Consider the following 22,410-nt stretch of genomic DNA (forward strand, 5'->3'; position numbering starts at 1 on the left):
ATGAACTCCGTGACCGTCCGCGTGCCCGCGAAGGTCAACCTGCAGCTCGCCGTCGGGCCGCTGCGGGATGACGGCTACCACGACCTCGTCAACGTCTTCCACGCCGTCTCGATCTTCGACGAGGTCACGGCCACCGCGGAGACCGGGATGAGCGTCCGGGTGGAGGGCGAGTCCGCCGACCAGGTGCCGGAGGACCGCGACAACCTCGCGATCAGGGCCGCCCTCGCGCTGGCCGGGCACGCCGGCCGCTCGTACGGCGTGAACCTGCTCATCCGCAAGTCGATCCCGGTGGCGGGCGGCATGGCGGGCGGCAGCGCCGACGCCGCCGCGGCCCTGGTCGCCTGCAACGAGCTGTGGGGCCTCGGCCTGCCGATCGAGGACCTGATGGAGATCGCCGCCGACCTCGGCAGCGACGTCCCGTTCGCGCTGCTCGGCGGTACGGCCGTCGGCACCGGCAGGGGCGAGCGGCTCACCCCGCTGGACATCGCGGGCACCTTCCACTGGGTGTTCGCGCTCGCCGACGGCGGGCTGTCCACGGCCACGGTCTACGCCGAGTGCGACCGCCTCCGCCAGGCGACCGGCGAGCGGGTCTCCTGGCCCCAGGCCGCCGAGCCGCTGCTGGCCGCGCTGCGCGAGGGGGACGCGGAGACCCTGGGCGCCGAGCTCCGCAACGACCTGCAGCCCGCCGCGGTGATGTTGCGCGGCTCCCTGGCCCGCACGCTGGACACCGGCCGCGAGCACGGGGCCCTCGGCTCGCTGGTCTCCGGCTCCGGGCCCACCTGCGCCTTCCTCGCCCGCTCCGAGGCCCACGCGGGTGAGCTGGCCACCTCCCTGAAGGACGCCGGGGTGGCGCGCGACGTCATCACCGCGCACGGCCCCGTCCCCGGCCCGGTGATCGTGTAGTCGCGGGGGAGCGCGCCGGCCGGGAGCGGATACGCTTGTGTGGCGATGAATCTGGTCAATCTTGAGTCGGTCTCCCACTCCTACGGTCCCAAGCCCCTGCTCCGCGACGTCTCCCTCGGCATCGAGGTGGGCGACCGCATCGGCGTGGTCGGCCGCAACGGCGGCGGCAAGACCACCCTCATCTCGGTGCTCGCCGGCGACCTCAAGCCGAACACCGGACGGGTCACCCACAACCGGGGGCTCCAGGTGGGCTCGCTGTCACAGGGCGACGACCTCGATCCGGCGCGCTCGGTGAGCGAGATCGTCCTCGGCGACAGGTCCGAGCACGAGTGGGCGGGCGACGCGGGCATCCGCGAGATCCTCGCCAGCCTGCTCGGCGACATCGACCTGACGGCGCTCGCCGGGAGCCTGTCGGGCGGTGAGCGGCGCCGTACGGCCCTGGCCAAGCTGCTCATCGACGAGCACGACCTGATCATCCTGGACGAGCCGACCAACCACCTCGACATCGAGGCCATCGACTGGCTCGCCAGGCACCTGGCGGGCCGCAGGACCGCGCTGGTGGTCGTGACCCACGACCGGTGGTTCCTGGACGCGGTCTCCACCAGGACGTGGGAGGTCGTGGACGGTGCGGTCGAGCGCTACGAGGGCGGGTACGCCGCGTACGTGCTGGCCAAGGCCGAGCGCGCCCGGGTCGCGGCCTCCACCGAGGCCCGCCGCCAGAACCTGATGCGCAAGGAGATCGCCTGGCTCCGCCGGGGCCCGCCCGCGCGCACGTCCAAGCCCAAGTTCCGCATCGACGCCGCCCAGGCGCTGATCGCCGACGAGCCGCCCGCCAGGGAGAGCGTCGAGCTGGTCAAGTTCGCCGCCGCCCGGCTGGGCCGCACGGTCTACGACCTCGAGGACGTCACCCTGCACGCCGGGGGCCCCGGCCAGGGCCCGATGGTCCTCGACCACTCGACCTGGCAGTTCGGCCCCGGTGACCGGGTCGGCCTGATCGGCGTGAACGGGTCGGGCAAGTCCTCGCTGCTCCGCCTGCTCGCCGGTACGGTGCACCCCGACTCGGGCAGGCTCGTCCGCGGCAAGACGGTCCGCCTGGCGCACCTGTCGCAGGAGCTGGGCGAGCTCGACCCGGAGCGCCGGGTGCTGGAGACCGTCGAGGAGGTCCGCAAGTTCATCCAGGTCGGCAAGAAGGAGTGGACGGCCTCCCAGCTGCTGGAACGCCTCGGCTTCAAGGGCGAGGCGCAGTGGAAGGTCGTCGGCGACCTGTCCGGTGGCGAGCGGCGCCGCCTGCAGCTGCTCCGCCTCCTCATGGACGACCCCAACGTGCTGCTGCTCGACGAGCCGACCAACGACCTCGACATCGAGACGCTCAACGAGCTGGAGGACCTGCTCGACGGCTGGCCCGGCACGCTGATCCTGGTCAGCCACGACCGCTACTTCCTGGAGCGGGTCACCGACAGGACCGTCGCCCTGCTCGGCGACCGCAAGCTGTCGATGCTCCCCGGCGGGGTGGACGAATACCTGGCCCGGCGCGCCTCGGGGGCGGCCCTGTCCGCGAGGGCGGCGTCCGGCGCGGTGTCCGGCACGGCCTCGGCGACCTCGTCCACCGGTGCGAAGGAGACGGCTCCCGGCCTGTCCGCGAAGGACGAGCGCGACCTCCGCAAGGAGCTCTCCCGGATGGAGCGCCAGCTCGACAAGCTGAGTGGCCGGGAGGCGAAGCTGCACGCGTCCATGGCCGACGCCGCCGCCGACTACGAGCGGCTGGCCTCGCTCGACGCGCAGCTGAAGGAGATCCTCGCGGAGAAGGAGTCGATCGAGGGCGAGTGGCTGGAGCTCGCCGACCGCCTGGGGGAATAGGCCGAATTCGTCTCAATATTGGGGAAGGCCCACGTTTGGATCTTCCTCGGGGGGTACGAAGGGTCAGCGCACTCCGGTGTCGGTGGCGTCGAAAGGGACGAGTAGCGTGCGCAGCAGGCCCGAAAGGGCCTGCTGTTCGCGTTTTCCCAGGCCGGACAGGAGCTCGCGCTCGCGGCGCAGCAGGTCGGCGAAGGCGCCGTCCACGCGCGTCCGCCCGGCGTCGGTCAGCGAGACCAGGACGCCGCGCCGGTCCTCGGGGTCGGGGCGCCGCCTGACCAGCCCGGCCGCGGCCAGCCGGTCGATCCGGTTGGTCATCGTCCCGGAGGTCACCAGCGTCGCGCGGAGCAGGGCTCCCGGGCTCATCTCGTACGGCTCCCCGGCCCGGCGCAGGGCGGTGAGCACGTCGAACTCCCAGGTCTCCAGGCCGTGCTCGGCGAAGGAGGCCCGGCGGGCGCGGTCGAGGTGGCGGGCGAGCCGGGAGACCCGGCTGAGCACCTGGAGCGGCTCCACGTCGAGGTCGGGGCGTTCCTGACGCCAGGCGGCGACCAGCAGGTCGACCTCGTCCCTGCTGGGATCCCTGTCGAGCGCGCCGGCCGTGACGGTCTCGTCCTTCGCGGCGGACGGACGCCCGGACTCGTGGTCCGCGTGGTGCAGGGTCATGCCGCGAGTCTATCTGTCTTGACATCGAGATATCTTGCCGGATATCAATTGTCTTGATGTCAAGAGATATGTGGGACCCGGTGATCTACGGCCGCTACGCCGGCGAGCGCTCGCGGCCGTTCTTCGATCTTGTTTCCAGGATAGCCGCGGAGCGCCCCGGCCACGTGGTCGACGCGGGCTGCGGCACCGGTGAGCTGACCGCCGAGCTCGCCAGGCGGTGGCCCGGCGCCCGCGTCCACGGGTTCGACTCCTCGCCCGCCATGATCGAGAAGGCCCCCGCGGGCGGCTCGCTGACCTTCTCCGTCGACGACGTCACGCGGTGGCGCCCCGGGCACCCGGTCGACGTGATCGTGTCCAACGCCGTCCTGCAGTGGGTGCCCGAGCACCGCGAGCTGCTGCCGCGCTGGGTGGAGGCCCTCGCCCCCGGCGGCTGGCTCGCCTTCCAGGTCCCCGGCAACTTCGACGCCCCCAGCCACGCCCTGGTCCGCGAGCTGTGCCGGACGACGTGGCGCGACCGGCTGGGCGACCTGGTCCGTCCCTCCCCGGTCGACGACCCGGCCGCCTACCTCGGCCTGCTCACCGGCCTGGGCTGCCGGGTCGACGCGTGGGAGACCACCTACCTGCACGTCCTGCCCGGCGACGACGCCGTGCTCACCTGGATCACCGGCACCGCCCTGCGCCCCGTGCTCGACCGCCTGGATCCGGCCGAGGCCGCCGCCTTCCTCGCCGACTGCGCCGCGCCGCTCCGCGAGGCCTACCCGCGCGGGCCGCACGGCACGGTCTTCCCCTTCCGCAGGGTCTTCGTGGTCGCCCGGAGGTGAGGGCCGTCCGGACCGCAGGTGTTCTCGTCCGGCCACAACCGGAAAGTTTCTTGATCCGGTTGTGGCCGGCGTGATTCGGTGGACGTGGGCCGGTCCGCGGGGTGCCGGGGCGGGGCCGTGAGGACGCGGTCGTGACCGGCCGCGGGACGTGACGCGGCGATGTGCCGGACGGGTGTCAGGGGGCCGGTGGAGGAAACAGGGGGTTCCGGGCCGGAAGCGCCACGCCCTTTGTGGCGGGATCGTTCCTTCGGCGTCTTCTGGGGCGCGCAGACCCTTTCGGTGGCCGGTGACTCGTTCGCTCTCATCGCCGTTCCCCTGCTCATCCTGAACGTGACGGGATCCGTCGCGCAGATGGGCCTGCTGACCGGCGTCTCGGGCGCCGCCTCGGTCCTCGCCGGAGTGTTCGCCGGGGTCCTCGTCGACCGGTTTGACCGGCGTACCCTGCTCATCGTCTGCGACCTCGCCAGGCTCGTCCTGTACGCGCTGATCCCGCTGGCCTGGACGACCGGACCGCGGATCTGGCTGCTCTACGCGGTGCTGCCGCTGGCCGAGGCCGTCGGCATGGTCTTCCAGGTCACCTACGTGACCGCGGTGCGCAACCTCGTCGGCGAAGGGCGCGTCACCGACGCCAACGGCAAGCTCTACGCGACCGCCGCCGCGGCGGGGATCCTCGGCCCGATGCTGGCCGGGGTGGTGGCCGGAAAATTCGGCCTGACCGCCGCGATCGGCATCAACGCCGTGAGCTTCGCGGTGTCCGCGATCGGGGTCTGCCTGATCCGCGTCCCCCGGGACACCGGCGGCCCCGCGGCACCCGCCGTACGGGAGCGGCCGTGGCGCGAGATCCTGGCCGGGGCGGTGTTCCTGTGGCGTCATCCGGTGCTGCGCGTGCTGACCGTCCTGCTGTCGTTCTTCGTCTTCCTGACGCTCGGGCTGACCGACCTCGTGATCTACCGGCTCAAGCACGATCTGGGTCAGCCGGACTCCGCCGTCGGGGTGGTCCTCGGCATCGCCGCGGTCGGTACGGTGATCGGCTCCCTCCTGGTCGCGCGCCTGCGCGCGCGTGTGGGCTTCGGTCCCGCGTGGATCGGCGCGCACGCCGTGGCCGGACTCGCGATCGTCGGTGCCGGATTCGCGGGTTCCGTCTGGGGGATGGCCGTCATCGTGGCCCTCTACCTCGGCTGCGTGAGCGTCGCGGGGATCTGCTCCATGTCCCTGCGCCAGCAGGTGACCCCGGACCATCTGCTCGGGCGGGTCACCTCGGCGTTCTGGACCATCCACTTCTCCATGGGCCCCATCGGTGCCGCCGCCCTCACCTGGGGCGCGGCCCGCTTCGGCGCCACCCCGGTCTTCGTCCTCGCGGGCGTCTGCTGCCTGCTGATCGCGGTGGCCGCCCTCTTCACCCCCGCACGCCTGCGGCACCCGGAGAACGTGGTCCCCGCCCCGTGACCTGATCGGCCGGGATTCGCGGACGTATGACCCGGGATTCCCGGACGGATAACGGGGCATCAATAAATACTGCGAACACATGGTGGAAATCTGGGCAAATCTGGGGATGACCTGTGGGAATAGAGATCGAGGACAAGTTCGACGTGCCGGTGGACTACCAGCTGCCGGACCTCACGGGCCTTCCGGGCTCGACGGAGGTCGTGGGCCCGAAGACCCACCAGCTGGTCGCCCTTTACTTCGACACGCCCGATCTGAGACTCGCCGCGCGGGGGATCACCCTGCGCAGGCGCAGGGGCGGCACCGATCCGGGCTGGCACCTCAAACTTCCCAAGGCCAAGGGCGTCCGGCAGGAGATCACCCACCCGCTGACCCGGAGCGCCAAGGTCGTCCCCGCCGGGCTGTCGGACCTGGTGCTCGCCTACACCCGGGGCGCCCCGCTCGCGCCCATCGCCGAGCTGGACACCCGCCGCGCCGTCACCACCCTGGTCAACGGCGCGGGGGTGAGGCTGGTCGAGATCGCCGACGACCGGGTCAAGGGCACCGTGTTCGGCGAGGAACCTCACGTCGAGCGCTGGCGCGAGGTCGAGGCGGAGCTGATCGAGGGCGACGAGAAGCTGCTGAAGAAGGTCGGCAGGCGGCTGGGCAAGGCCGGGGCCACCCCCGCCGACGCGGCCAGCAAGCTCGCGCGCCTGCTCGGCGGCGCCGGAGCGGTCTCGGAGCATCCGCGCGCCGAGACCGCTCCGGGGTCGGCGGGCGAGGTCGTCGTCGGCTACCTCGCCTCCCAGGCCGGCGCGCTGCTCGCGCAGGACCCCCGGGTCAGGAAGGCGGAGGAGGACGCCGTCCACCAGATGCGCGTCGCCGCCCGGCGGCTCCGCAGCGCGCTGAAGTCGTTCAGGACGGTCGTCAAGGGGACCGAGAACCTCCAGGAGGAGCTCAAGTGGCTCGGCACGGTCCTCGGCGAGGCGCGTGACCTGGAGGTCGTCCGGGAGCGGTTCGCCCGCAGGCTCGACAGCCTGGACGACGGGCTGATCGTGGGCCCGGTCAGGGCGCGCCTCAGCTCCGACCTGCTGGACGACGAGCACGAGGCCCTCGACAGGATCAGGGACACCCTCGGCGGGGAGCGCTACTTCGCCCTGCTCGACGCCCTCGACGACCTGACCGGCACCCCGGTGCTCACCAAGGCCGCGCAGAAGCCCGCCGACACCCTGGACACCGTCGCCGCCAAGAGCTGGCGCCGGGTCACCAGGGCCTACGACACCGCCCAGGCCATCGAGAACGAGTCCGAGCGCGAGGTCGCCATGCACGACGTGCGCAAGGCGGCCAAGCGGGCCCGCTACACCGCCGAGGTGCTCGGCATGAAGAAGCTGGCCACGCGGGCGGAGGACGTGCAGGAGGTGCTGGGCACCCACATGGACGGCGTCGTCGCGCAGGAGCGGCTCGCGGCCGAGGCCGCGAACGCCCGCCTGGCCGGGGAGGACACGTTCACCTACGGCGTGCTGACCGGCGTGGAACGGGCCGGGGCCGCGCGCGCGTGGGAGGAGTTCCCCCGGGTCTGGGCGGAGACCACGGACGCCGTCGCGAAGCTCCTCTGACGGGTGTCAGACCTCGTGGTCGTCCACGGCCACGACCTCGCCGCCCGCGTGGTGCAGCACCATGAACGCGCCCTTGGACAGCCGCGTGCCGCCCGCCCGCTCGTCGAGCCCGGCGATCAGCTCGGGCAGGACCTTGCCGTGGCTGCAGAGCGCCACGGGCCGGTTCGAGACCATCGCCTCCGTGGCCAGGCGCAGGGAGGCCCCGGCGTCGTAACCGCTCTCCGAGAGGACGGATTCGAGCCGGATCGGCAGGCCGGCCCGCTTCGCGTACGGCTCCAGGGTCTGCACGCACCGCCTGCTGGGGGAGCTGACCAGCTCCGCGAGGCGGAAGGCGCCCAGCACGCCCGCCAGCACCTCGGACTGCCCGCGCCCGCGCCTGTCGAGCGGCCGGTCGTCGTCGTCGCCCTCCCAGTCCTGCCGGTTGCCCGCCAGGCCGTGCCGTACCAGGACGAGAGGAGTGGTCGCCGGCGACGCCTCGCCGAGCACGTCGAGCAGCCCGGCGTCCCACTCGTAGGTCAGGCGCCGCGCGGCCTCGTCCACCGGCAGCCAGACCACGCCGTCGACCTCGTGCGTGTCGGTACGGGGGCCCTCGGCGACCATCCTGGCCAGCCAGTAGTCGACGCGCTTGGGCCGCCCGCCCTTCAGGTAGTGGCTCGACGGCAGCGAGCGGCCGAACTCCGCGGTGATCCCCGCCTCCTCGGCCAGCTCGCGCACCGCGCCCGCGACGGGGTGCTCGCCGCGTTTCAGCTTCCCCTTGGGGAACGACCAGTCGTCGTACTTGGGCCGGTGGACGAGGGCGACCTCCGGGGCGTCCGGGGAGCCGCGCCAGACGACGGCCCCGGCCGCGTGGATCGTGCCGTCCCTGCGGGTGTCGCGCTCAGTCATCGATCGTTCTCCACCGGCGGGTGCCGATCAGGTAGGTCTGCAGGTCGTCGCCGGGATGGCGGGTCCAGGTCCCGTCGGAGTTGAGCCACCAGGTCGCGGTGTCGTCCGACATGGCCCGGTCCAGCAGGTCGCTGAGGTAGTTGCGCTGCTGCTGGCTGGAGACCTTGACCAGCGCCTCCACCCGGCGTTCGATGTTGCGGCGCATCATGTCGCCGCTGCCGATCCAGATCTCCGGGCGCCGGCCGTGGCCGAACTCGTAGATCCGCGAGTGTTCGAGGAACCGGCCCAGCACGCTCCTGACCCTGATGTTCTCCGACATCTCGGGGATGCCGGGACGGAGCGTGCAGACTCCCCGCACCCACAGGTCCACCGGTACGCCGGCCCGCGACGCCCGGTAGAGGGCGTCGATGATGGGCTCGTCGACCAGGGAGTTCGTCTTCATCCTGATCCTGGCCGGGCGGCCGGCCTCCTGGTGGGAGATCTCCCGCTCGATCCTGGCCAGCAGCCCGCCGCGCAGGGAGTGCGGGGCGACCAGCAGCCGCCGGTAGGCCGAGTGGTTGGAGTAGCCGGTCAGGTGGATGAACAGGTCCGTGACGTCCTCGCCGACCAGCCGGTCGGCGGTGAGCAGGCCGAGGTCCTCGTACAGCCTGGCGGTCTTGGGGTTGTAGTTCCCCGTGCCGATGTGGCAGTAGCTGCGCAGCTCGCCGGAGGGCTCCTGGCGCACGACCAGGGCCAGCTTGCAGTGGGTCTTCAGCCCCACGACGCCGTAGACCACGTGGCATCCGGCCCGCTCCAGCTTGCGCGCCCAGGTGATGTTGGCGTGCTCGTCGAACCTGGCCTTGATCTCCACCACCACGACGACCTGCTTGCCGGCCTCGGCGGCGTCGATCAGCGCGTCCACGATGGGCGAGTCGCCGCTGGTGCGGTAGAGCGTCTGCTTGATGGCCAGTACGGCGGGGTCGGCCGCGGCCTGCTCGATGAACCGCTGCACGCTCGTGGAGAACGAGTCGTACGGGTGGTGCAGCAGCACGTCCCGCTCGCGCAGCACCGCGAAGATGTCGTCCTCGACGTGCACGACCTCCGCGGGCACGAACGGGCGGAAGCTCAGCTCGCCCCGGTCCAGGTCGGCGATCGCGTGCAGCCCGGTCAGGTCCAGCGGCCCCGGCAGCCGGTAGATCTCGTGTTCGGCCACTCCCAGCTCGTCCACCAGCAGGTCGAGCACCTCGGGGGTGATGGTCTCCTCGACCTCCAGCCGGACCGGGGGGCCGAAGCGGCGCTTGAGCAGCTCGCGCTCCAGCGCCTGCATGAGGTTCTCGGTGACGTCCTCGTCGACGTCGAGGTCCTCGTTGCGGGTCACCCGGAAGACGTGGTGCTCGACGACCTCCATGCCCTTGAACAGCTGCCCGAGGTGGGCGGCGATCACGTCCTCCAGCGGGACGAAGCGGTTCACGGACGCCGTGACGAAGCGGGGGAGCTGGCTGGGCACCTTGACCCTGGCGAAGACCGTGTTGCCGGTCGTGGGGTTGCGGACGGTGACGGCCAGGTTCAGGGACAGGCCAGAGATGTACGGGAAGGGGTGGGCGGGGTCGACGGCCAGCGGCGTCAGCACCGGCCTGATCCGCTCCCTGAAGAGCTTGCGCATCTCGCCGCGCTCGTCGCGGCCCAGGTCGTCCCAGCGCACGATCTCGATGCCCTCGGCGCCCAGCTGCGGGCAGATCCGCTCGTAGAAGCAGGCCGACTGCCGCTGCGCGAGGTCGTTGGCGATGGCCGCGATCCTGGCCAGCTCCTCGCGGGGCTTCAGCCCGCTTTTCGTGCGGAGCAGCAGTCCGGTGGCCATCCGCCGTTTCAGCCCGGCCACCCGGACGCGGAAGAACTCGTCGAGGTTGCTGGCGAAGATGGCCAGGAACCGCACCCGCTCCAGCAGAGGCAGGGAGGAATCCTCCGCCATCTCCAGAACTCGCTGGTTGAACTGGAGCCAGCTCTCCTCTCGGTTGAGGAAGCGCTCCTGGGGTAGTGGAAGCCCGTCGGGGGTGGGACGAACGAGTTCAGCGGACATATGACCAGAATGCCCGCTTTGGTTGAACGGAACGTTAATTTAGTCTCAACGAGCGCTGTTGCTTACTCACTTGGCTCAAGTTTTCCCTGCGCGTCATCAACGGGTTTCGCGTGCTTGAGGGCGTCGCGCTCGGCGGCCTTGGCCTCCTTCAGGCGCGCCTTCTCCTGCTCCCTCAGCAACCGCTGCTGCTCCCGATACTCCCGCTCGCGCGCCTTGTCCAGCTCCCGCTGCTCGCGGAGCTGTATCTTCTCCAGCTCCCTGGCCAGCTTCTCGGCCTCGCGCTGCTCGCGCTGCCGCAGCTTCTCCCGCTCCTTGAGCTCGCGCTCGCGTAGCTTCTCCTGGTTCCTCAGCTCCCGCTCGCGGGCCTTCTCCAGCTCCCGGATCTCCTTCTCCGTCGGGGGCGGCGATAACTCGGGGCGCGGGGGCGAGTGTGATCCCGCCGGAGGCGGTTGCGGCTCCGTCTCCGCGGCGTACGGCTCCGTCCCCGCGGCGCGTGACTCCGTCTCCACGGTGTGCGGCTCCGCTCCCGCGGTGCGTGACCGCGGGCCGGAGGGGTGGGGCTGCGGGCCGGAGGGGTGGGGGTCGGCCGGGCGCTGCGGCGGATGGGCCAGCCGTTGCTCCAGACCACGCGAGGCGGCGGTCAGCCGGGGGTCGGGGTTCAGGCCGGTCAGGCCGTTCCAGGCCAGGTTGACCAGGTGGGCGGCGACCTCCTCGCGCGGCGGCCTGCGCACGTCCAGCCACCACTGGCCGGTCAGCGCCACCATGCCGACCAGCATCTGGGCGTACATGGGGGCCAGTTTGGGGTCGTAGCCACGCTCGACGAACTCGTCGACCATGACGTCCTCGACCTGGCTGGCGATGTCGTTGATCAGGCTGGCGAACGTGCCGGTCCCCGAGGCGGCGTGCGAGTCGCGGACGAGGATGCGGAAACCCTCGCTGTTCTCCTCCACGTAGGCCAGCAGGGCCAGGGCCGCCCGCTCCAGTTTGATCAGCGAGTGCGAGGCGGAGAGCGCCTCGGTCACCAGGCCCAGCAACTTCTGCATTTCCCGGTCGATGACGACCGCGTAGACGCCCTCCTTGCCACCGAAGTGCTCGTAGACCACCGGTTTGGAGACGTTGGCGGTCGCCGCGATCTCCTCCACCGAGGTGCCGTCGAACCCTTTCTCCGCGAAAAGGGTCCTGCTGATCTGGATCAGCTGTTCCCGGCGTTCCTTACCTGACATGCGCCGTCGGGGTTCGCTCACGGTTCTCATAATGACGTTTCCCCGCTCCCGGACGGCACCCGAACCCCGGGTCAGGCGGCGATGCGCTTGGCGGCCAGGCGCTCGGGCGTCGGCCAGCGGACGTCGTACGCCCAGCCGGCCTTCTCGAACCAGCGGATGACACCCGCGCTGAGGTCGATCTGCCCCTTCAGCGCGCCGTGCCGGGCGCAGGTGGGGTCGGAGTGGTGCAGGTTGTGCCAGGACTCGCCGAAGGAGGGGATGGCCAGCCACCACACGTTGCGCGACTTGTCGCGCGACTCGAAGGCCTCCTCGCCGAAGACGTGGCAGATGGAGTTGATCGACCAGGTCACGTGGTGCAGCAGGCCGATCCGGACCAGCGTGCCCCAGAAGAAGCCGGTCGCCATGCCCCACCACGACCAGGTCAGCAGGCCGCCCAGCACGGCGGGAGCGACCATCGTGGTGATCGCCAGCACCGGGAAGAGCTTGTGCAGCTTGATGATGTCCGGGTCCTTGACCAGGTCGGGCGCGTACTTCTCCCGGTTGGCCCGGTCGGCCTCGAACAGCCAGCCCATGTGCGCCCAGAGCAGGCCCTTGGACACCGCCACGAAGCCCGTGCCGAAGCGCCACGGCGAGTGCGGGTCGCCCTCCTTGTCGGAGAACTTGTGGTGCTTGCGGTGGGTGGCGACCCAGTCGAGCACCGACATCTCCATGGAGAGGCTGCCCGCGATGCCCAGCGCGATCTTCAGCGGGCGCTTGGCCTTGAACGAACCGTGGGTGAAGTGGCGGTGCAGGCCGACGGTGACGCCGAGCCCGGTGACCACGTAGAAGACACCGGCGATGACGATGTCGGACCAGCCGAGTCCCCAGCCCCAGGCGAACGGGACGGCCGCCACCAGGGCGATCAGCGGGGCGCCGACCACCACCCCGAAGGTGATGATCTCGGGCAGGGTCTTCCGCTCGGGGTCGACGTCAGGCTTGGGGCCCTGAGCAGGGCGTTCTTCGATGAGGGTCATGCGCTACCTCGCGGTGGCTCGGAAAAGGCCAAGGACTCATGTGCGGCTACGCCACCGTAACCTACGCCATCGTAAGTTAGGAACACCTAAGAACCCAATGTCTGGAACATGACTCTTTGGGATTGACGCCGTAGCGGGTCCACCACTTGTTCTACCCTCGGCCGACCTGCTAAACGGGGCCCTCGCGCGCGCATGGTCGCGCGGGCGTGTGTCGCGGGTGTACGGGCTCCGGGGCGGGACGCCGAGACGGGTCCGCAAACGAGGCGCGTTCGGCGGCGCGGGCTCTGTATCGTAGGGGTGCCGGGCGCGCGGGAACCGTCCCGATCGCCTGGTCGGTCCGGCATTGGGTAATTGGCAGCCCGCAAGGTTTTGGTCCTTGTTGTCCAGGTTCGAGTCCTGGTGCCGGAGCCATCCCTTGTGTCTGTTTTATTCACTCGGCTGGTCGGCTGAGTGGGTTCCCGAGGGGGAAGGTATCCTCACGTTGTCGAGCAGGTGACGATGCCGCGCCCTGGGGGTGGCCATCCGTCATCGCGCTTCGCCATGTCTCAGCCGCGACGCCGAGGGAGCCTCGTCCGTGAGTGTGCCGCGCCCGGCAGCCGTCATCGTCCTCGCCGCAGGCGAGGGAACCCGGATGAAGTCGAGAACACCGAAGATCCTCCATGAGCTGTGCGGCCGGACCCTGGTCGACCACATGCTCGTCGCCGCCCGGGGTCTCGAACCCGAGCGGCTCATCGTCGTCATCGGCCACGAACGGGAGCGCGTCCAGGCGCACCTGGCCAAGACCGATCCCGACGCGCAGACCGTCGTCCAGGCCGAGCAGAAGGGCACCGGCCACGCCGTCAGGACCGCCCTGGAGACGTCCGGCACCATCGACGGCACCGTCCTGGTGACCTACGGCGACACGCCGCTGCTGCGCACCGAGACCCTCGCCGCCCTGCTCGAACGGCACGGCCAGGACGGCAACGCCGTCACCGTGCTCACGGCAGAGGTCCCCGATCCGCACGGCTACGGCCGGATCGTCCGCGACGACTCGGGCGCGGTCCTGGAGATCGTCGAGGAGAAGGACGCCGACCCCGCGCAGCGGGCGATCAAGGAGATGAACTCCGGCGTCTACGCCTTCGACGGCCTCCTGCTCGCCGACGCGGTCAAGCGGGTGTCCGCCTCCAACGCCCAGGGCGAGGAGTACCTCACCGACGTCCTCGCGATCCTGCGGGAGGACGGCCACCGGGTCGGCGCGCACGTCGCGGCCGACTACGTGGAGGTGGAGGGCGTCAACGACCGCGTGCAGCTGGCCTTCGCCCGCAAGGTGCTCAACGCGCGCCTGCTGGAGGCCCACATGCGGGCCGGGGTGACCGTGATCGACCCGGCCACCACGTGGGTCGACGTCGACGTCATCCTCGAAGCGGACGTGGTGATCCACCCCGGAACCCAGCTGCTCGGCTGCACGACGGTCGCCGAGGGCGCCGAGGTCGGCCCCGCCAGCACCCTGACCGACACGATCGTCGCCCAGGGGGCGCTGGTGCGCAACGCGGTCTGCGCCGACGCCGTGATCGGCCCCGAGGCCCTGGTCGGGCCGTACGCCTACCTGCGCCCCGGCACGGTCCTGGCGCGCAAGGCCAAGGCGGGGACGTACGTTGAGATGAAGAACGCGCAGGTCGGAGAGGGCGCCAAGGTGCCCCACCTGAGCTACGTGGGCGACGCCACGATCGGCGCGGGCGCCAACATCGGCGCTTCGGCGATCTTCGTCAACTACGACGGGGTCGACAAGCACCACACGACGGTGGGCGAGGGCGCCTTCGTCGGGTGCGACACCATGCTCGTCGCGCCGGTCACCATCGGCGACGGCGCGTACACGGCCGCGGGCTCGGTCATCGACGGAGATGTCCCCCCAGGGGCCATCGGGGTGGCCCGCGGACGGCAGCGCAACATCGAAGGGTGGGTCGCGCGCAGGCGCGCGGGCACCAGATCGGCCGAGGCGGCGCTACGGGCCGCCGAGGCCGGGAAACAGCAGGGGAGCCAGACGTGAGTGAGCGAAGCGAGCGGCCCGGCGGGCACGGCAGCGTCGCGCGGGCATCGGTGTGCCGTCAGGCGAGGGGGACGGCATGAGCGGCATCAAGAAGACCGGCGAGAAGAACCTGATGTTCTTCTCCGGGCGCGCGCACCCGGAGCTGGCGGACGAGGTGGCGAGCCACCTCGGGGTCGACGCGGCACCGACCACGCTGCGCGACTTCGCCAACGGGGAGATCTACGCCCGCTACCAGGAGTCGGTCCGCGGCTGTGACGCGTTCGTCATGCAGAGCCACACCTGGCCGATCAACCAGTGGATCATGGAACAGCTGATCATGGTGGACGCCCTCAAGCGCGCCTCCGCCAAGCGGATCACCGTGATCATGCCGTTCTACGGCTACGCCCGCCAGGACAAGAAGAGCAAGGGCCGCGAGCCCATCACCGCCCGCCTGATGGCCGACATGTTCAAGACGGCCGGGGCCGACCGGCTGATGTCGATCGACCTGCACACCTCCCAGATCCAGGGCTTCTTCGACGGCCCGGTGGACCACCTGTTCGCCATGCCCGTCCTGGTCAACTACCTCAAGGACAAGCTCGACCTGGCCACGACCACGGTCGTCTCGCCCGACACCGGCCGGGTGCGGCTCTCGGAGCGCTGGGCCGACACGCTGGGCACCCCGCTGGCCTTCATCCACAAGCGCCGCGACCTCGACGTGGCCAACCAGGTGAAGGTGAGCGAGGTCGTCGGCCGGGTCAGGGGCCGGACCTGCGTGCTGATCGACGACATGATCGACACCGCGGGGACGATCTGCAAGGCGGCCGACGCGCTGTACGAGCAGGGCGCCACCAACGTGGTCGTGGCTGCCACCCACGCGGTGTTCTCCGACCCCGCGGTCGACCGGCTGAAGAACTCCAGGATCTCCGAGGTCATCGTCACCAACACGGTGCCGCTCCCCGAGGACAAGCGGTTCGACAAGCTCACCGTGCTGTCGATCGCCCCCCTGATCGCCCGTGCGATCAACGAGGTCTTCAGCGACGGCTCGGTGACCAGCCTCTTCGAGGGCGACAGCTGACATCCCGTCCCGCCCTCCGGTAACCCGTCGCCGACGCGTTCCCGGGGGGCGGCCGGGGCCGCGGCGCGTCGACGTCACCGTTGACACGGTAGGGTTGTGGGATTGCGTGCGTTCGTAACGCCTTCCGCTAGGGCGGGTGAGGGGGAGCGCACCTTTCCGATTCCCAAGATCCCTAGGAGATCAGCCATGTCCGAAGTGGTCATCACCACCGAACTCCGTGACAAGTTCGGCAAGGGCGCCGCCCGCAAGATCCGTCGTGAGAACAAGGTGCCCGTCGTCCTCTACGGGCACGGCACCGACCCCCAGCACCTGTCCCTGCCGGGTCACGACCTGCTGCTCGCCCTGCGTACGCCGAACGTGCTGATCCGTCTCGAGGGCGCGGTGGCCGAGCTGGCCCTGCCCAAGGGCGTCCAGCGTGACCCGATCAAGGGCTTCCTGGAGCACGTCGACCTCATCCTCGTCCGTCGCGGCGAGAAGGTCACCGTCGACATCCCCGTCACCGTGGTGGGCGAGGTCGCCGACGGCATCCTCGACCAGCAGCTCGTCTCCATCTCCGTCGAGACCGAGGCCACCCACATCCCCGAGGGCGTCGAGGTCGACGTCGAGGGTCTGGAGGTCGGCACCCAGGTCACCGCCGCCGACCTGAAGCTGCCCAAGGGCACGACCCTCGCCGCCGACCCCGACGCGCTGGTCCTGATCGTCGCCGGGATGACGGCCGCTGAGCCGGAGGGCGAGACCGCCGAGGCCGCTCCGGCCGCCGAGGGCGAGAGCTCCGAGAGCGCCGAGTAGTTTTCTCTGCTAGATCTGTCAGGGCGGCCCGGGACCGGGCCGCCCTGACGCGCGTGTGAAGGGATGCCGATCGTGGACCGCTGGTTGGTCGTGGGCCTGGGAAACCCCGGGCCGGAGTACGCCGGGAACCGGCACAACGCGGGGTTCATGGTCCTGGACGAGCTCGCCGCGCGAGCCGGGGGACGGTTCAAGGCGCACCGGTCGCGGGCGGAGGTGCTGGAGGGCCGCCTGGCGGGTGTCCCCGCCGTGCTGGCCAAGCCGCTGTCCTTCATGAACCTCTCCGGCGGGCCGGTCAAGGCCCTGGCCGACTTCTACAAGGTCGACCCGGCCCGCGTGGTCGTGGTCCACGACGAGCTGGACATCCCGTACGGCGCGCTGAGGGCGAAGCTGGGCGGCGGCGACAACGGCCACAACGGGCTGAAGTCGATCACCAAGTCGCTGGCGACCAAGGACTACCTGCGGGTGCGGTTCGGCATCGGCCGCCCGCCCGGCCGGATGGACGCCGCGGCCTACGTCCTGCGCGACTTCGCCACCGCCGAGCGCAAGGACCTCGCGTTCCTGGTCGACCGCGCCTCGGACGTGGTGGAGTCGCTGATCAGGGTCGGCCTGGAGCCGACCCAGAACGCCTTCCACACCGGCGACCTGAACGTCTCCGGCCCGCCCAGATAGCCGGTCCGGCCCGGATGGCCGGTCCCGCCGTGACCCGTCCGCACGGGTTCGCACGGGTGGTCCGGCCCCCGCTCGGACGCCGGCCCGCTCGGGCATCGGCCCGCTCAGTGGCGCGGCGGGTCGAACGCCATCAGGTTCTGCAGCAGCTCGGCCTGCTCGATCGCGTCGTCCAGCGCGTTGTGGGTGTGCGGCCGCCGGGACCGCAGGTGCTCGGGCATCTGCCGCTTGGTCGCCCAGCCGATCGGCACGCCCGCCTTGGCCGCGTACAGCGTCTTGAGGTCGATACAGCGCGAGTGCCCGAACGGCGAGACGCCGGTGAAGCGCATGAAATACCAGTAAATCCACATCCAGTCGTAGGAGAGCGGGTAGGCCGCCAGCACCGGCGAGCTGTTCCCGCACACCTCGCGGACCCATGCGGCGGCCTCCCGCATCGCCTCGGCCGGGTCGCGGCCCTCGCGGAGCAGCGTCTCCCGGTCCAGCCCGCTCACCGCGAGCGCCTCGGGAACGTGGTCGTCGCTGATCGGCCGCAGCTCCACATAGTGCGTGTGCGTCTGCGGATCCACCGGTTCGAAGACCTTTCCGGTCATCCGCCCGGCAACGGTCATCCCCAAGCTGACCATTGAATATGCCCCCGGAATGGGACCATCGGCCTCGACATCCACAGAGATGTACGTTTCGGTCTTCAACCTTCGGGCCTCTCCCGCCGCCGCTAGCATTCGGTAACTGTCTGTCCGTGAACGGTTACGCAGGGGGAGCGCGTGCGCGACGTGACCGCGGTCCAGGCCGCACAGGAAACCGGGCCCGGAGCCGTTGCGGCCGCGCGCCGGCGCATGCCGGGCTGGGTGCGGGAGCATCGCGCGACGGCCGTCGCCGCCGACACCGCCTGCGCCGCCCTGGCCGGAGCCCTGGCGCTGTTCGTTCGATTCGGCGAGGTTACCGCCTACGTCTTCCCGTACGTCATGCTGAGCGCGGCCCTGCCCGCCGTCTGGGTCTGCGTGGTCGCGCTGAACCGTGCCTACGAGCCCCGGCTGATCGGCCTGGGCTCGGAGGAGTTCCAGCGGATCCTGCAGTGCGGCTTCATGCTCACCGCCGCCCTCGCCGTCTGCGCCTACCTCACCAAGATCGAGGTGGCCCGGGGTTACGTGGTGCTGGCGATCCCGCTGACGACGCTGCTCACCCTCCTCGCGCGCTACGCCCTGCGCCGTTCCCTGCACCGCAGGCGGGCGCGGGGCGGGTGCATGCGGCGGGTGGTGGCCGTGGGCCACCGGGCGGCGATCGCCGAGCTGGTCCGCAGGTTCCGCCGGGAGCGCTACCACGGCATGGAGGTCGTCGCGGCGTGTGCCCCGCACGACGGGACGGGCGACGTGGAGGGCGTGCCGGTGCTGGGCGACTTCACCGACGTCGCGCTCGCGGTCGGGCAGGTCTCGGCCGACACCGTGGCCGTGCTCGCCTGCCCGGAGATGGACGGGGTGGCGCTGCGGCGGCTGGCCTGGCAGCTGGAGAAGACCCACACGGACCTGATCGTGGCTCCCGCGCTGATGGAGGTGGCCGGGCCGCGGATCACCATCCGCCCGGCGGCGGGACTGCCGCTGCTGCACGTGGACCACCCCGAGATCTCCGGCCTGCGCCAGGTGCTCAAGAACCTGTTCGACCGGGCGGGTGCCGGGCTGCTGCTGGCGGCCCTGCTGCCGCTGCTGGCGGGGGTGGCGGTGGCCGTACGGGCCTCGGGGCCGGGACCCGCGTTCTTCCGGCAGACGAGGGTGGGCCGCGACGGCGCCGAGTTCACGATCTACAAGTTCCGGACGATGCGCGTCGACGCCGAGCACCGGAAGATCGCCCTGTCCAGCGACGGGCACGGCCTGCTCTTCAAGATCCGCCACGATCCGAGGGTGACCCCGCTGGGCGCCTGGCTGCGCCGCCACTCACTGGACGAGCTGCCCCAGCTGATCAACGTGGTCCTGGGACACATGTCCCTGGTCGGCCCTCGGCCGCCGCTGCCCGAGGAGGTCGCCAGGTACGGTGACGACGTCCGCCGCCGATTACTGGTCAAGCCCGGGATGACCGGCCTCTGGCAGGTAAGTGGTCGTTCCGACCTTTCCTGGGAGGAATCCGTACGGTTGGACCTGCGTTACGTGGAGAGCTGGTCCCTCATGCTGGACCTGCAGATCCTGTGGAAGACTTGGTCGGCTGTCGCGCGAGGAGCTGGAGCATACTGATGACCGTTCGCGACGATCACGTACTCGCCGCGGAGCTGGCGACGACGGCAGGCGAGAAGCTGGCCGCCCTGCGCGCGGAGCGGGGCTTCGGCGACCCGTCCGAGCTTCGCAAGGAGGGCGACGCCGCCTCCCACGTGTTCCTGATGGAGGCGCTTTCCCGGCTGCGCCCGGGTGACAGCGTGCTGTCCGAGGAGGCGACCAGCGAGGAGCGTCTCGACCCGCGCAGGCTGCGTGCCGACCGGGTCTGGATCGTCGACCCGCTGGACGGCACCCGCGAGTTCGCCGAGGAGGGCCGCGCCGACTGGGCGGTCCACGTGGCGCTCTGGGAGCGCGGCACGCTGACGGCCGGAGCCGTCGCGCTGCCCGCCCAGGGCCGTACGCTCTCCACCCTCGAACCCCCCGTGCCGCCCGCTCCCGAGGCGGGCGCCAGGCCGCGGATCGCGGTCAGCAGGACCCGCCCGCCGGAGTTCGTGCAGAACCTGGCCCGGCTCGCCGGCGCCGACCTGGTGCCGATCGGTTCGGCGGGCGCCAAGATCTCCGCCGTGCTCACCGGCCAGGTCGAGGCCTACGTGCACGCCGGAGGCCAGTACGAGTGGGACTCCGCCGCGCCCGTCGCGGTGGCCCTCGCCTCCGGGGTCCACGCGAGCCGCATCGACGGCTCGCCGCTGGTCTACAACCAGCCTGACCCCTCGCTGCCGGATATTCTTGTATCCCTACCGGGACTGGCGCCAACGTTGCTCGCTGGAATCCGGGATCTGCACCGCTAATCCCCGCTAGGAGAGTCTGATGCTTCAGCGCGACTACACCACGTCGCAGCTCGACGTCCTCGAGGCAGAGGCTGTTCACATCATGCGCGAGGTCGCGGCGGAGTTCGAGCGTCCCTGTCTGCTCTTCTCGGGGGGCAAGGACTCCATCGTCATGCTTCGCATCGCGGAGAAGGCGTTCTGGCCGGCGCCGATTCCCTTCCCGCTGATGCACGTCGACACCGGGCACAACTTCACCGAGGTCATCGAGTTCCGCGACCGCCGCGCCGCCGAGCTGGGCGCCCGCCTGGTCGTCGCCAGCGTCCAGGAATCCATCGACGCCGGCCGCGTCGTCGAGGAGACCGGCCGCAGGGCCTCGCGCAACCGGCTGCAGACCACGACGCTGCTGGACGCGATCGAGGAGAACGAGTACGACGCGGTGTTCGGCGGCGCCCGCCGCGACGAGGAGAAGGCCCGCGCCAAGGAGCGCGTGTTCTCCTTCCGCGACGACTTCGGCCAGTGGGACCCCAAGAACCAGCGCCCCGAGCTGTGGAACCTCTACAACGCCAGGATCCGCAAGGGCGAGCACATCCGGGTGTTCCCGCTGTCCAACTGGACCGAGCTCGACATCTGGGACTACATCCGGCGCGAGGGGATCGAGATTCCCTCGATCTACTTCGCCCACACCCGCAAGGTGTTCGAGCGCGACGGCATGCTGCTGGCCGACAGCGAGTTCATCACCCGCGACGACGACGAGTCGCTGCTGGACATGACGGTCCGCTACCGGACGGTCGGCGACGTGACCTGCACCGGTGCCGTCCAGTCGAGTGCCACGACGGTCGAGGCGATCATCGAGGAGATCGCGGTGACCCGGATCACCGAGCGCGGCGCCACCCGCGCCGACGACCGCGCCTCGGAGGCCTCCATGGAGGACCGCAAGCGGGAGGGGTACTTCTAGTGAGCGTCCGTCTCCCCGGCTCCCCGTGCCACCCGGCCCACCCGGCCCACCCGGTCTCCCGCGAGCCCCTTCCCGCGCGGTCCCGCCGCGCACGCCGTACGACCTCTGGAGAGCAGCGCTAATGGACATTCTTCGCTTCGCCACGGCGGGAAGTGTCGACGACGGAAAGTCGACCCTCATCGGGCGGCTGCTCTTCGACTCCAAGGCGATCTTCGAGGACCAGCTGGAGGCCGTCGAGCGCACCTCCCGTGACCGCGGCACCGAGTACACCGACCTGTCGCTCCTCACCGACGGCCTGCGGGCCGAGCGGGAGCAGGGCATCACGATCGACGTGGCCTACCGCTACTTCGCCACTCCCAAGCGCAAGTTCATCATCGCCGACACCCCCGGGCACATCCAGTACACCCGCAACATGGTCACCGGCGCCTCCACCGCGGACCTGGCGATCGTCCTGATCGACGCCCGCAAGGGCGTGCTGGAGCAGTCGCGGCGGCACGCGTTCCTCACCACCCTGCTGCGGGTGCCGCACCTGGTGCTGGCCGTCAACAAGATGGACCTGGTCGACTACTCCCAGGAGCGGTTCGAGGAGATCCGCGAGGAGTTCACCGCGTTCGCCTCCAAGCTGAACGCGCCGGACCTGACGTTCATCCCGATCTCGGCGCTGCACGGCGACAACGTGGTGGCCCGCTCGGAGAACACACCCTGGTACAACGGGTCCTCCCTGCTCCACCACCTGGAGCACGTGCACATCGCCTCCGACCGCAACCTGGTCGACGTGCGCTTCCCCGTGCAGTACGTCATCCGCCCGCAGCGGGCCACCGACCCCTCGCTGCACGACTACCGCGGCTACGCGGGCCAGGTCGCCGGAGGGGTGCTCAAGCCGGGCGACGAGGTCATGCACCTGCCCTCGGGCCTGGCCACGCGCATCGCGTCGATCGACACCTTCGACGGGCCGGTCGACGAGGCGTTCCCGCCGATGTCGGTCACCCTCCGGCTGGAGGACGACATCGACATCTCGCGCGGCGACATGATCTGCCGCCCGAACAACCAGCCGCAGGTCTCCCAGGAGCTGGAGGCGATGATCTGCTGGATGGCCGACACCGTCAAGCTGTCCCCGCGCACCAAGCTGACCATCAAGCACACCACCCGCACGGCCCGTGCCCTGGTCAAGGACCTGCACTACCGGCTGGACGTCAACACCCTGCACCGGGACGAGACGGCCCCGTCGCTCGGCCTCAACGAGATCGGGCGGGTATCGCTCCGCGTCACCCAGCCCTTGTTCGTGGACGACTACGCCCGCAACCGCCTCACCGGCGGGTTCATCCTCGTGGACGAGTCCACCAACAACACGGTCGGCGCCGGGATGATCGTCGACGCCCGGTAGGCACACCCCGCCCGCGGGCCGGCGTGACCCCCTCCTCGTGCGCGACGGGGGGCCACGCCGGGCCGCGGGCGGTTCGCCGTTCCCTGAGCTGTCCTCTGCGGAGCCGTTCCCGGGG

The 22,410-nt window shown here is 70.7% G+C and carries 18 protein-coding genes, 1 tRNA gene and 1 pseudogene; 14 read left to right on the forward strand and 6 right to left on the reverse strand.

Annotated elements, in window-relative coordinates; translation table 11 throughout:
* A complete protein-coding gene (locus AB0F88_RS18470) occupies nt 1-903 on the forward strand; it encodes a 4-(cytidine 5'-diphospho)-2-C-methyl-D-erythritol kinase (RefSeq protein WP_362684828.1) in 903 nt (300 codons plus the stop codon).
* A gap of 45 nt (nt 904-948) precedes the next feature.
* A complete protein-coding gene (locus AB0F88_RS18475) occupies nt 949-2,760 on the forward strand; it encodes an ABC-F family ATP-binding cassette domain-containing protein (protein WP_362684831.1) in 1,812 nt (603 codons plus the stop codon).
* Nucleotides 2,761-2,823: 63 nt separating this feature from the next.
* Here the strand turns inward: AB0F88_RS18475 and AB0F88_RS18480 are convergent, their stop codons facing one another.
* The gene (locus AB0F88_RS18480) at nt 2,824-3,420 is read right to left on the reverse strand and encodes a MarR family winged helix-turn-helix transcriptional regulator (protein WP_362684834.1); all 597 of its coding nucleotides are present in this window, start codon (nt 3,418-3,420) and stop codon (nt 2,824-2,826) included.
* A 56-nt stretch (nt 3,421-3,476) separates the two neighbouring features.
* Here AB0F88_RS18480 and AB0F88_RS18485 point away from each other — a divergent pair, with 56 nt between their 5' ends.
* The 3 genes from AB0F88_RS18485 (at nt 3,477) to AB0F88_RS18495 (ending at nt 7,279) form a co-directional block, all read left to right on the forward strand.
* The gene (locus tag AB0F88_RS18485) at nt 3,477-4,241 is read left to right on the forward strand and encodes a trans-aconitate 2-methyltransferase (RefSeq protein WP_362684837.1); all 765 of its coding nucleotides are present in this window, start codon (nt 3,477-3,479) and stop codon (nt 4,239-4,241) included.
* Nucleotides 4,242-4,400: 159 nt separating this feature from the next.
* Nucleotides 4,401-5,687, forward strand: a complete 1,287-nt coding sequence (locus AB0F88_RS18490) for an MFS transporter (RefSeq protein WP_362684840.1) — start codon at nt 4,401-4,403, stop codon at nt 5,685-5,687.
* A 113-nt stretch (nt 5,688-5,800) separates the two neighbouring features.
* A complete protein-coding gene (locus AB0F88_RS18495) occupies nt 5,801-7,279 on the forward strand; it encodes a CYTH and CHAD domain-containing protein (RefSeq protein ID WP_362684843.1) in 1,479 nt (492 codons plus the stop codon).
* Between the two features lie 6 nt (nt 7,280-7,285).
* Here the strand turns inward: AB0F88_RS18495 and AB0F88_RS18500 are convergent, their stop codons facing one another.
* The 4 genes and pseudogenes from AB0F88_RS18500 to AB0F88_RS18515 form a co-directional block, all read right to left on the reverse strand.
* Complete coding sequence (locus tag AB0F88_RS18500) at nt 7,286-8,164, reverse strand: NUDIX hydrolase (RefSeq protein WP_362684846.1); 879 nt, start codon at nt 8,162-8,164, stop codon at nt 7,286-7,288.
* Nucleotides 8,157-10,220, reverse strand: a complete 2,064-nt coding sequence (locus tag AB0F88_RS18505; protein WP_362684849.1) for an RNA degradosome polyphosphate kinase — start codon at nt 10,218-10,220, stop codon at nt 8,157-8,159. Before AB0F88_RS18505 ends, AB0F88_RS18500 begins: the two co-directional genes overlap by 8 nt.
* Before the next feature lie 665 nt (nt 10,221-10,885).
* Nucleotides 10,886-11,473: pseudogene (locus tag AB0F88_RS18510) on the reverse strand (TetR/AcrR family transcriptional regulator); the annotation flags it as partial.
* A gap of 41 nt (nt 11,474-11,514) precedes the next feature.
* Nucleotides 11,515-12,456, reverse strand: a complete 942-nt coding sequence (locus AB0F88_RS18515; protein ID WP_362684852.1) for a fatty acid desaturase — start codon at nt 12,454-12,456, stop codon at nt 11,515-11,517.
* 336 nt (nt 12,457-12,792) lie between these two features.
* Here AB0F88_RS18515 and AB0F88_RS18520 point away from each other — a divergent pair.
* The 5 genes from AB0F88_RS18520 (at nt 12,793) to pth (ending at nt 16,994) form a co-directional block, all read left to right on the forward strand.
* Nucleotides 12,793-12,867, forward strand: a tRNA-Gln gene (locus AB0F88_RS18520).
* 163 nt (nt 12,868-13,030) lie between these two features.
* Nucleotides 13,031-14,482 (forward strand): bifunctional UDP-N-acetylglucosamine diphosphorylase/glucosamine-1-phosphate N-acetyltransferase GlmU, encoded by a 1,452-nt coding sequence (gene glmU / locus AB0F88_RS18525; protein WP_362684855.1) that lies wholly within the window; start codon nt 13,031-13,033, stop codon nt 14,480-14,482.
* A 76-nt stretch (nt 14,483-14,558) separates the two neighbouring features.
* Nucleotides 14,559-15,536, forward strand: a complete 978-nt coding sequence (locus AB0F88_RS18530; protein WP_362684858.1) for a ribose-phosphate diphosphokinase — start codon at nt 14,559-14,561, stop codon at nt 15,534-15,536.
* Nucleotides 15,537-15,722: 186 nt separating this feature from the next.
* Nucleotides 15,723-16,325, forward strand: coding sequence for a 50S ribosomal protein L25/general stress protein Ctc (locus AB0F88_RS18535; protein ID WP_362684861.1), 603 nt, complete (start codon nt 15,723-15,725; stop codon nt 16,323-16,325).
* Between the two features lie 63 nt (nt 16,326-16,388).
* Entirely contained in the window at nt 16,389-16,994 is a 606-nt protein-coding gene (gene pth / locus AB0F88_RS18540; RefSeq protein WP_329086086.1) for an aminoacyl-tRNA hydrolase, read from the forward strand.
* 104 nt (nt 16,995-17,098) lie between these two features.
* Here pth and AB0F88_RS18545 read toward each other — a convergent pair whose 3' ends face one another.
* Entirely contained in the window at nt 17,099-17,599 is a 501-nt protein-coding gene (locus AB0F88_RS18545) for an exonuclease (protein ID WP_362685590.1), read from the reverse strand.
* Nucleotides 17,600-17,824: 225 nt separating this feature from the next.
* On the opposite strand from AB0F88_RS18545, the gene AB0F88_RS18550 reads away from it, so the two are divergent.
* From AB0F88_RS18550 to cysN, 4 genes are all read left to right on the forward strand, one after another.
* Nucleotides 17,825-19,210: a sugar transferase gene (locus tag AB0F88_RS18550; protein WP_362685593.1), complete on the forward strand. Its 1,386-nt coding sequence runs from the start codon at nt 17,825-17,827 to the stop codon at nt 19,208-19,210.
* Entirely contained in the window at nt 19,210-19,977 is a 768-nt protein-coding gene (locus AB0F88_RS18555) for a 3'(2'),5'-bisphosphate nucleotidase CysQ (RefSeq protein WP_362684864.1), read from the forward strand. Before AB0F88_RS18550 ends, AB0F88_RS18555 begins: the two co-directional genes overlap by 1 nt.
* Nucleotides 19,978-19,996: 19 nt before the next feature.
* A complete protein-coding gene (gene cysD, locus AB0F88_RS18560; protein ID WP_362684867.1) occupies nt 19,997-20,911 on the forward strand; it encodes a sulfate adenylyltransferase subunit CysD in 915 nt (304 codons plus the stop codon).
* Between the two features lie 121 nt (nt 20,912-21,032).
* On the forward strand, nt 21,033-22,295 hold the full coding sequence (gene cysN / locus AB0F88_RS18565; protein WP_362684870.1) for a sulfate adenylyltransferase subunit CysN: 1,263 nt from the start codon (nt 21,033-21,035) through the stop codon (nt 22,293-22,295).
* The last annotated feature ends 115 nt before the right edge of the window (nt 22,296-22,410 follow it).

The organism is Streptosporangium sp. NPDC023963 (assembly GCF_040639135.1).
Classification (GTDB): Bacteria; Actinomycetota; Actinomycetes; order Streptosporangiales; family Streptosporangiaceae; genus Streptosporangium.

What these genes read in the sequence shown, in the direction of transcription:
- AB0F88_RS18470 (WP_362684828.1), top strand. Translation starts at nt 1, where the DNA reads ATGAACTCCGTGACCGTCCGCGTGCCCGCGAAGGTCAACCTGCAGCTC.
- AB0F88_RS18475 (WP_362684831.1), top strand. Translation starts at nt 949, where the DNA reads ATGAATCTGGTCAATCTTGAGTCGGTCTCCCACTCCTACGGTCCCAAG.
- AB0F88_RS18480 (WP_362684834.1), bottom strand. Translation starts at nt 3,420, where the DNA reads ATGACCCTGCACCACGCGGACCACGAGTCCGGGCGTCCGTCCGCCGCG.
- AB0F88_RS18485 (WP_362684837.1), top strand. Translation starts at nt 3,477, where the DNA reads ATGTCAAGAGATATGTGGGACCCGGTGATCTACGGCCGCTACGCCGGC.
- AB0F88_RS18490 (WP_362684840.1), top strand. Translation starts at nt 4,401, where the DNA reads ATGTGCCGGACGGGTGTCAGGGGGCCGGTGGAGGAAACAGGGGGTTCC.
- AB0F88_RS18500 (WP_362684846.1), bottom strand. Translation starts at nt 8,164, where the DNA reads ATGACTGAGCGCGACACCCGCAGGGACGGCACGATCCACGCGGCCGGG.
- AB0F88_RS18505 (WP_362684849.1), bottom strand. Translation starts at nt 10,220, where the DNA reads ATGTCCGCTGAACTCGTTCGTCCCACCCCCGACGGGCTTCCACTACCC.
- AB0F88_RS18515 (WP_362684852.1), bottom strand. Translation starts at nt 12,456, where the DNA reads ATGACCCTCATCGAAGAACGCCCTGCTCAGGGCCCCAAGCCTGACGTC.
- AB0F88_RS18530 (WP_362684858.1), top strand. Translation starts at nt 14,559, where the DNA reads ATGAGCGGCATCAAGAAGACCGGCGAGAAGAACCTGATGTTCTTCTCC.
- AB0F88_RS18535 (WP_362684861.1), top strand. Translation starts at nt 15,723, where the DNA reads ATGTCCGAAGTGGTCATCACCACCGAACTCCGTGACAAGTTCGGCAAG.
- pth (WP_329086086.1), top strand. Translation starts at nt 16,389, where the DNA reads ATGCCGATCGTGGACCGCTGGTTGGTCGTGGGCCTGGGAAACCCCGGG.
- AB0F88_RS18545 (WP_362685590.1), bottom strand. Translation starts at nt 17,599, where the DNA reads ATGACCGTTGCCGGGCGGATGACCGGAAAGGTCTTCGAACCGGTGGAT.
- AB0F88_RS18550 (WP_362685593.1), top strand. Translation starts at nt 17,825, where the DNA reads ATGCCGGGCTGGGTGCGGGAGCATCGCGCGACGGCCGTCGCCGCCGAC.
- AB0F88_RS18555 (WP_362684864.1), top strand. Translation starts at nt 19,210, where the DNA reads ATGACCGTTCGCGACGATCACGTACTCGCCGCGGAGCTGGCGACGACG.
- cysD (WP_362684867.1), top strand. Translation starts at nt 19,997, where the DNA reads ATGCTTCAGCGCGACTACACCACGTCGCAGCTCGACGTCCTCGAGGCA.
- cysN (WP_362684870.1), top strand. Translation starts at nt 21,033, where the DNA reads ATGGACATTCTTCGCTTCGCCACGGCGGGAAGTGTCGACGACGGAAAG.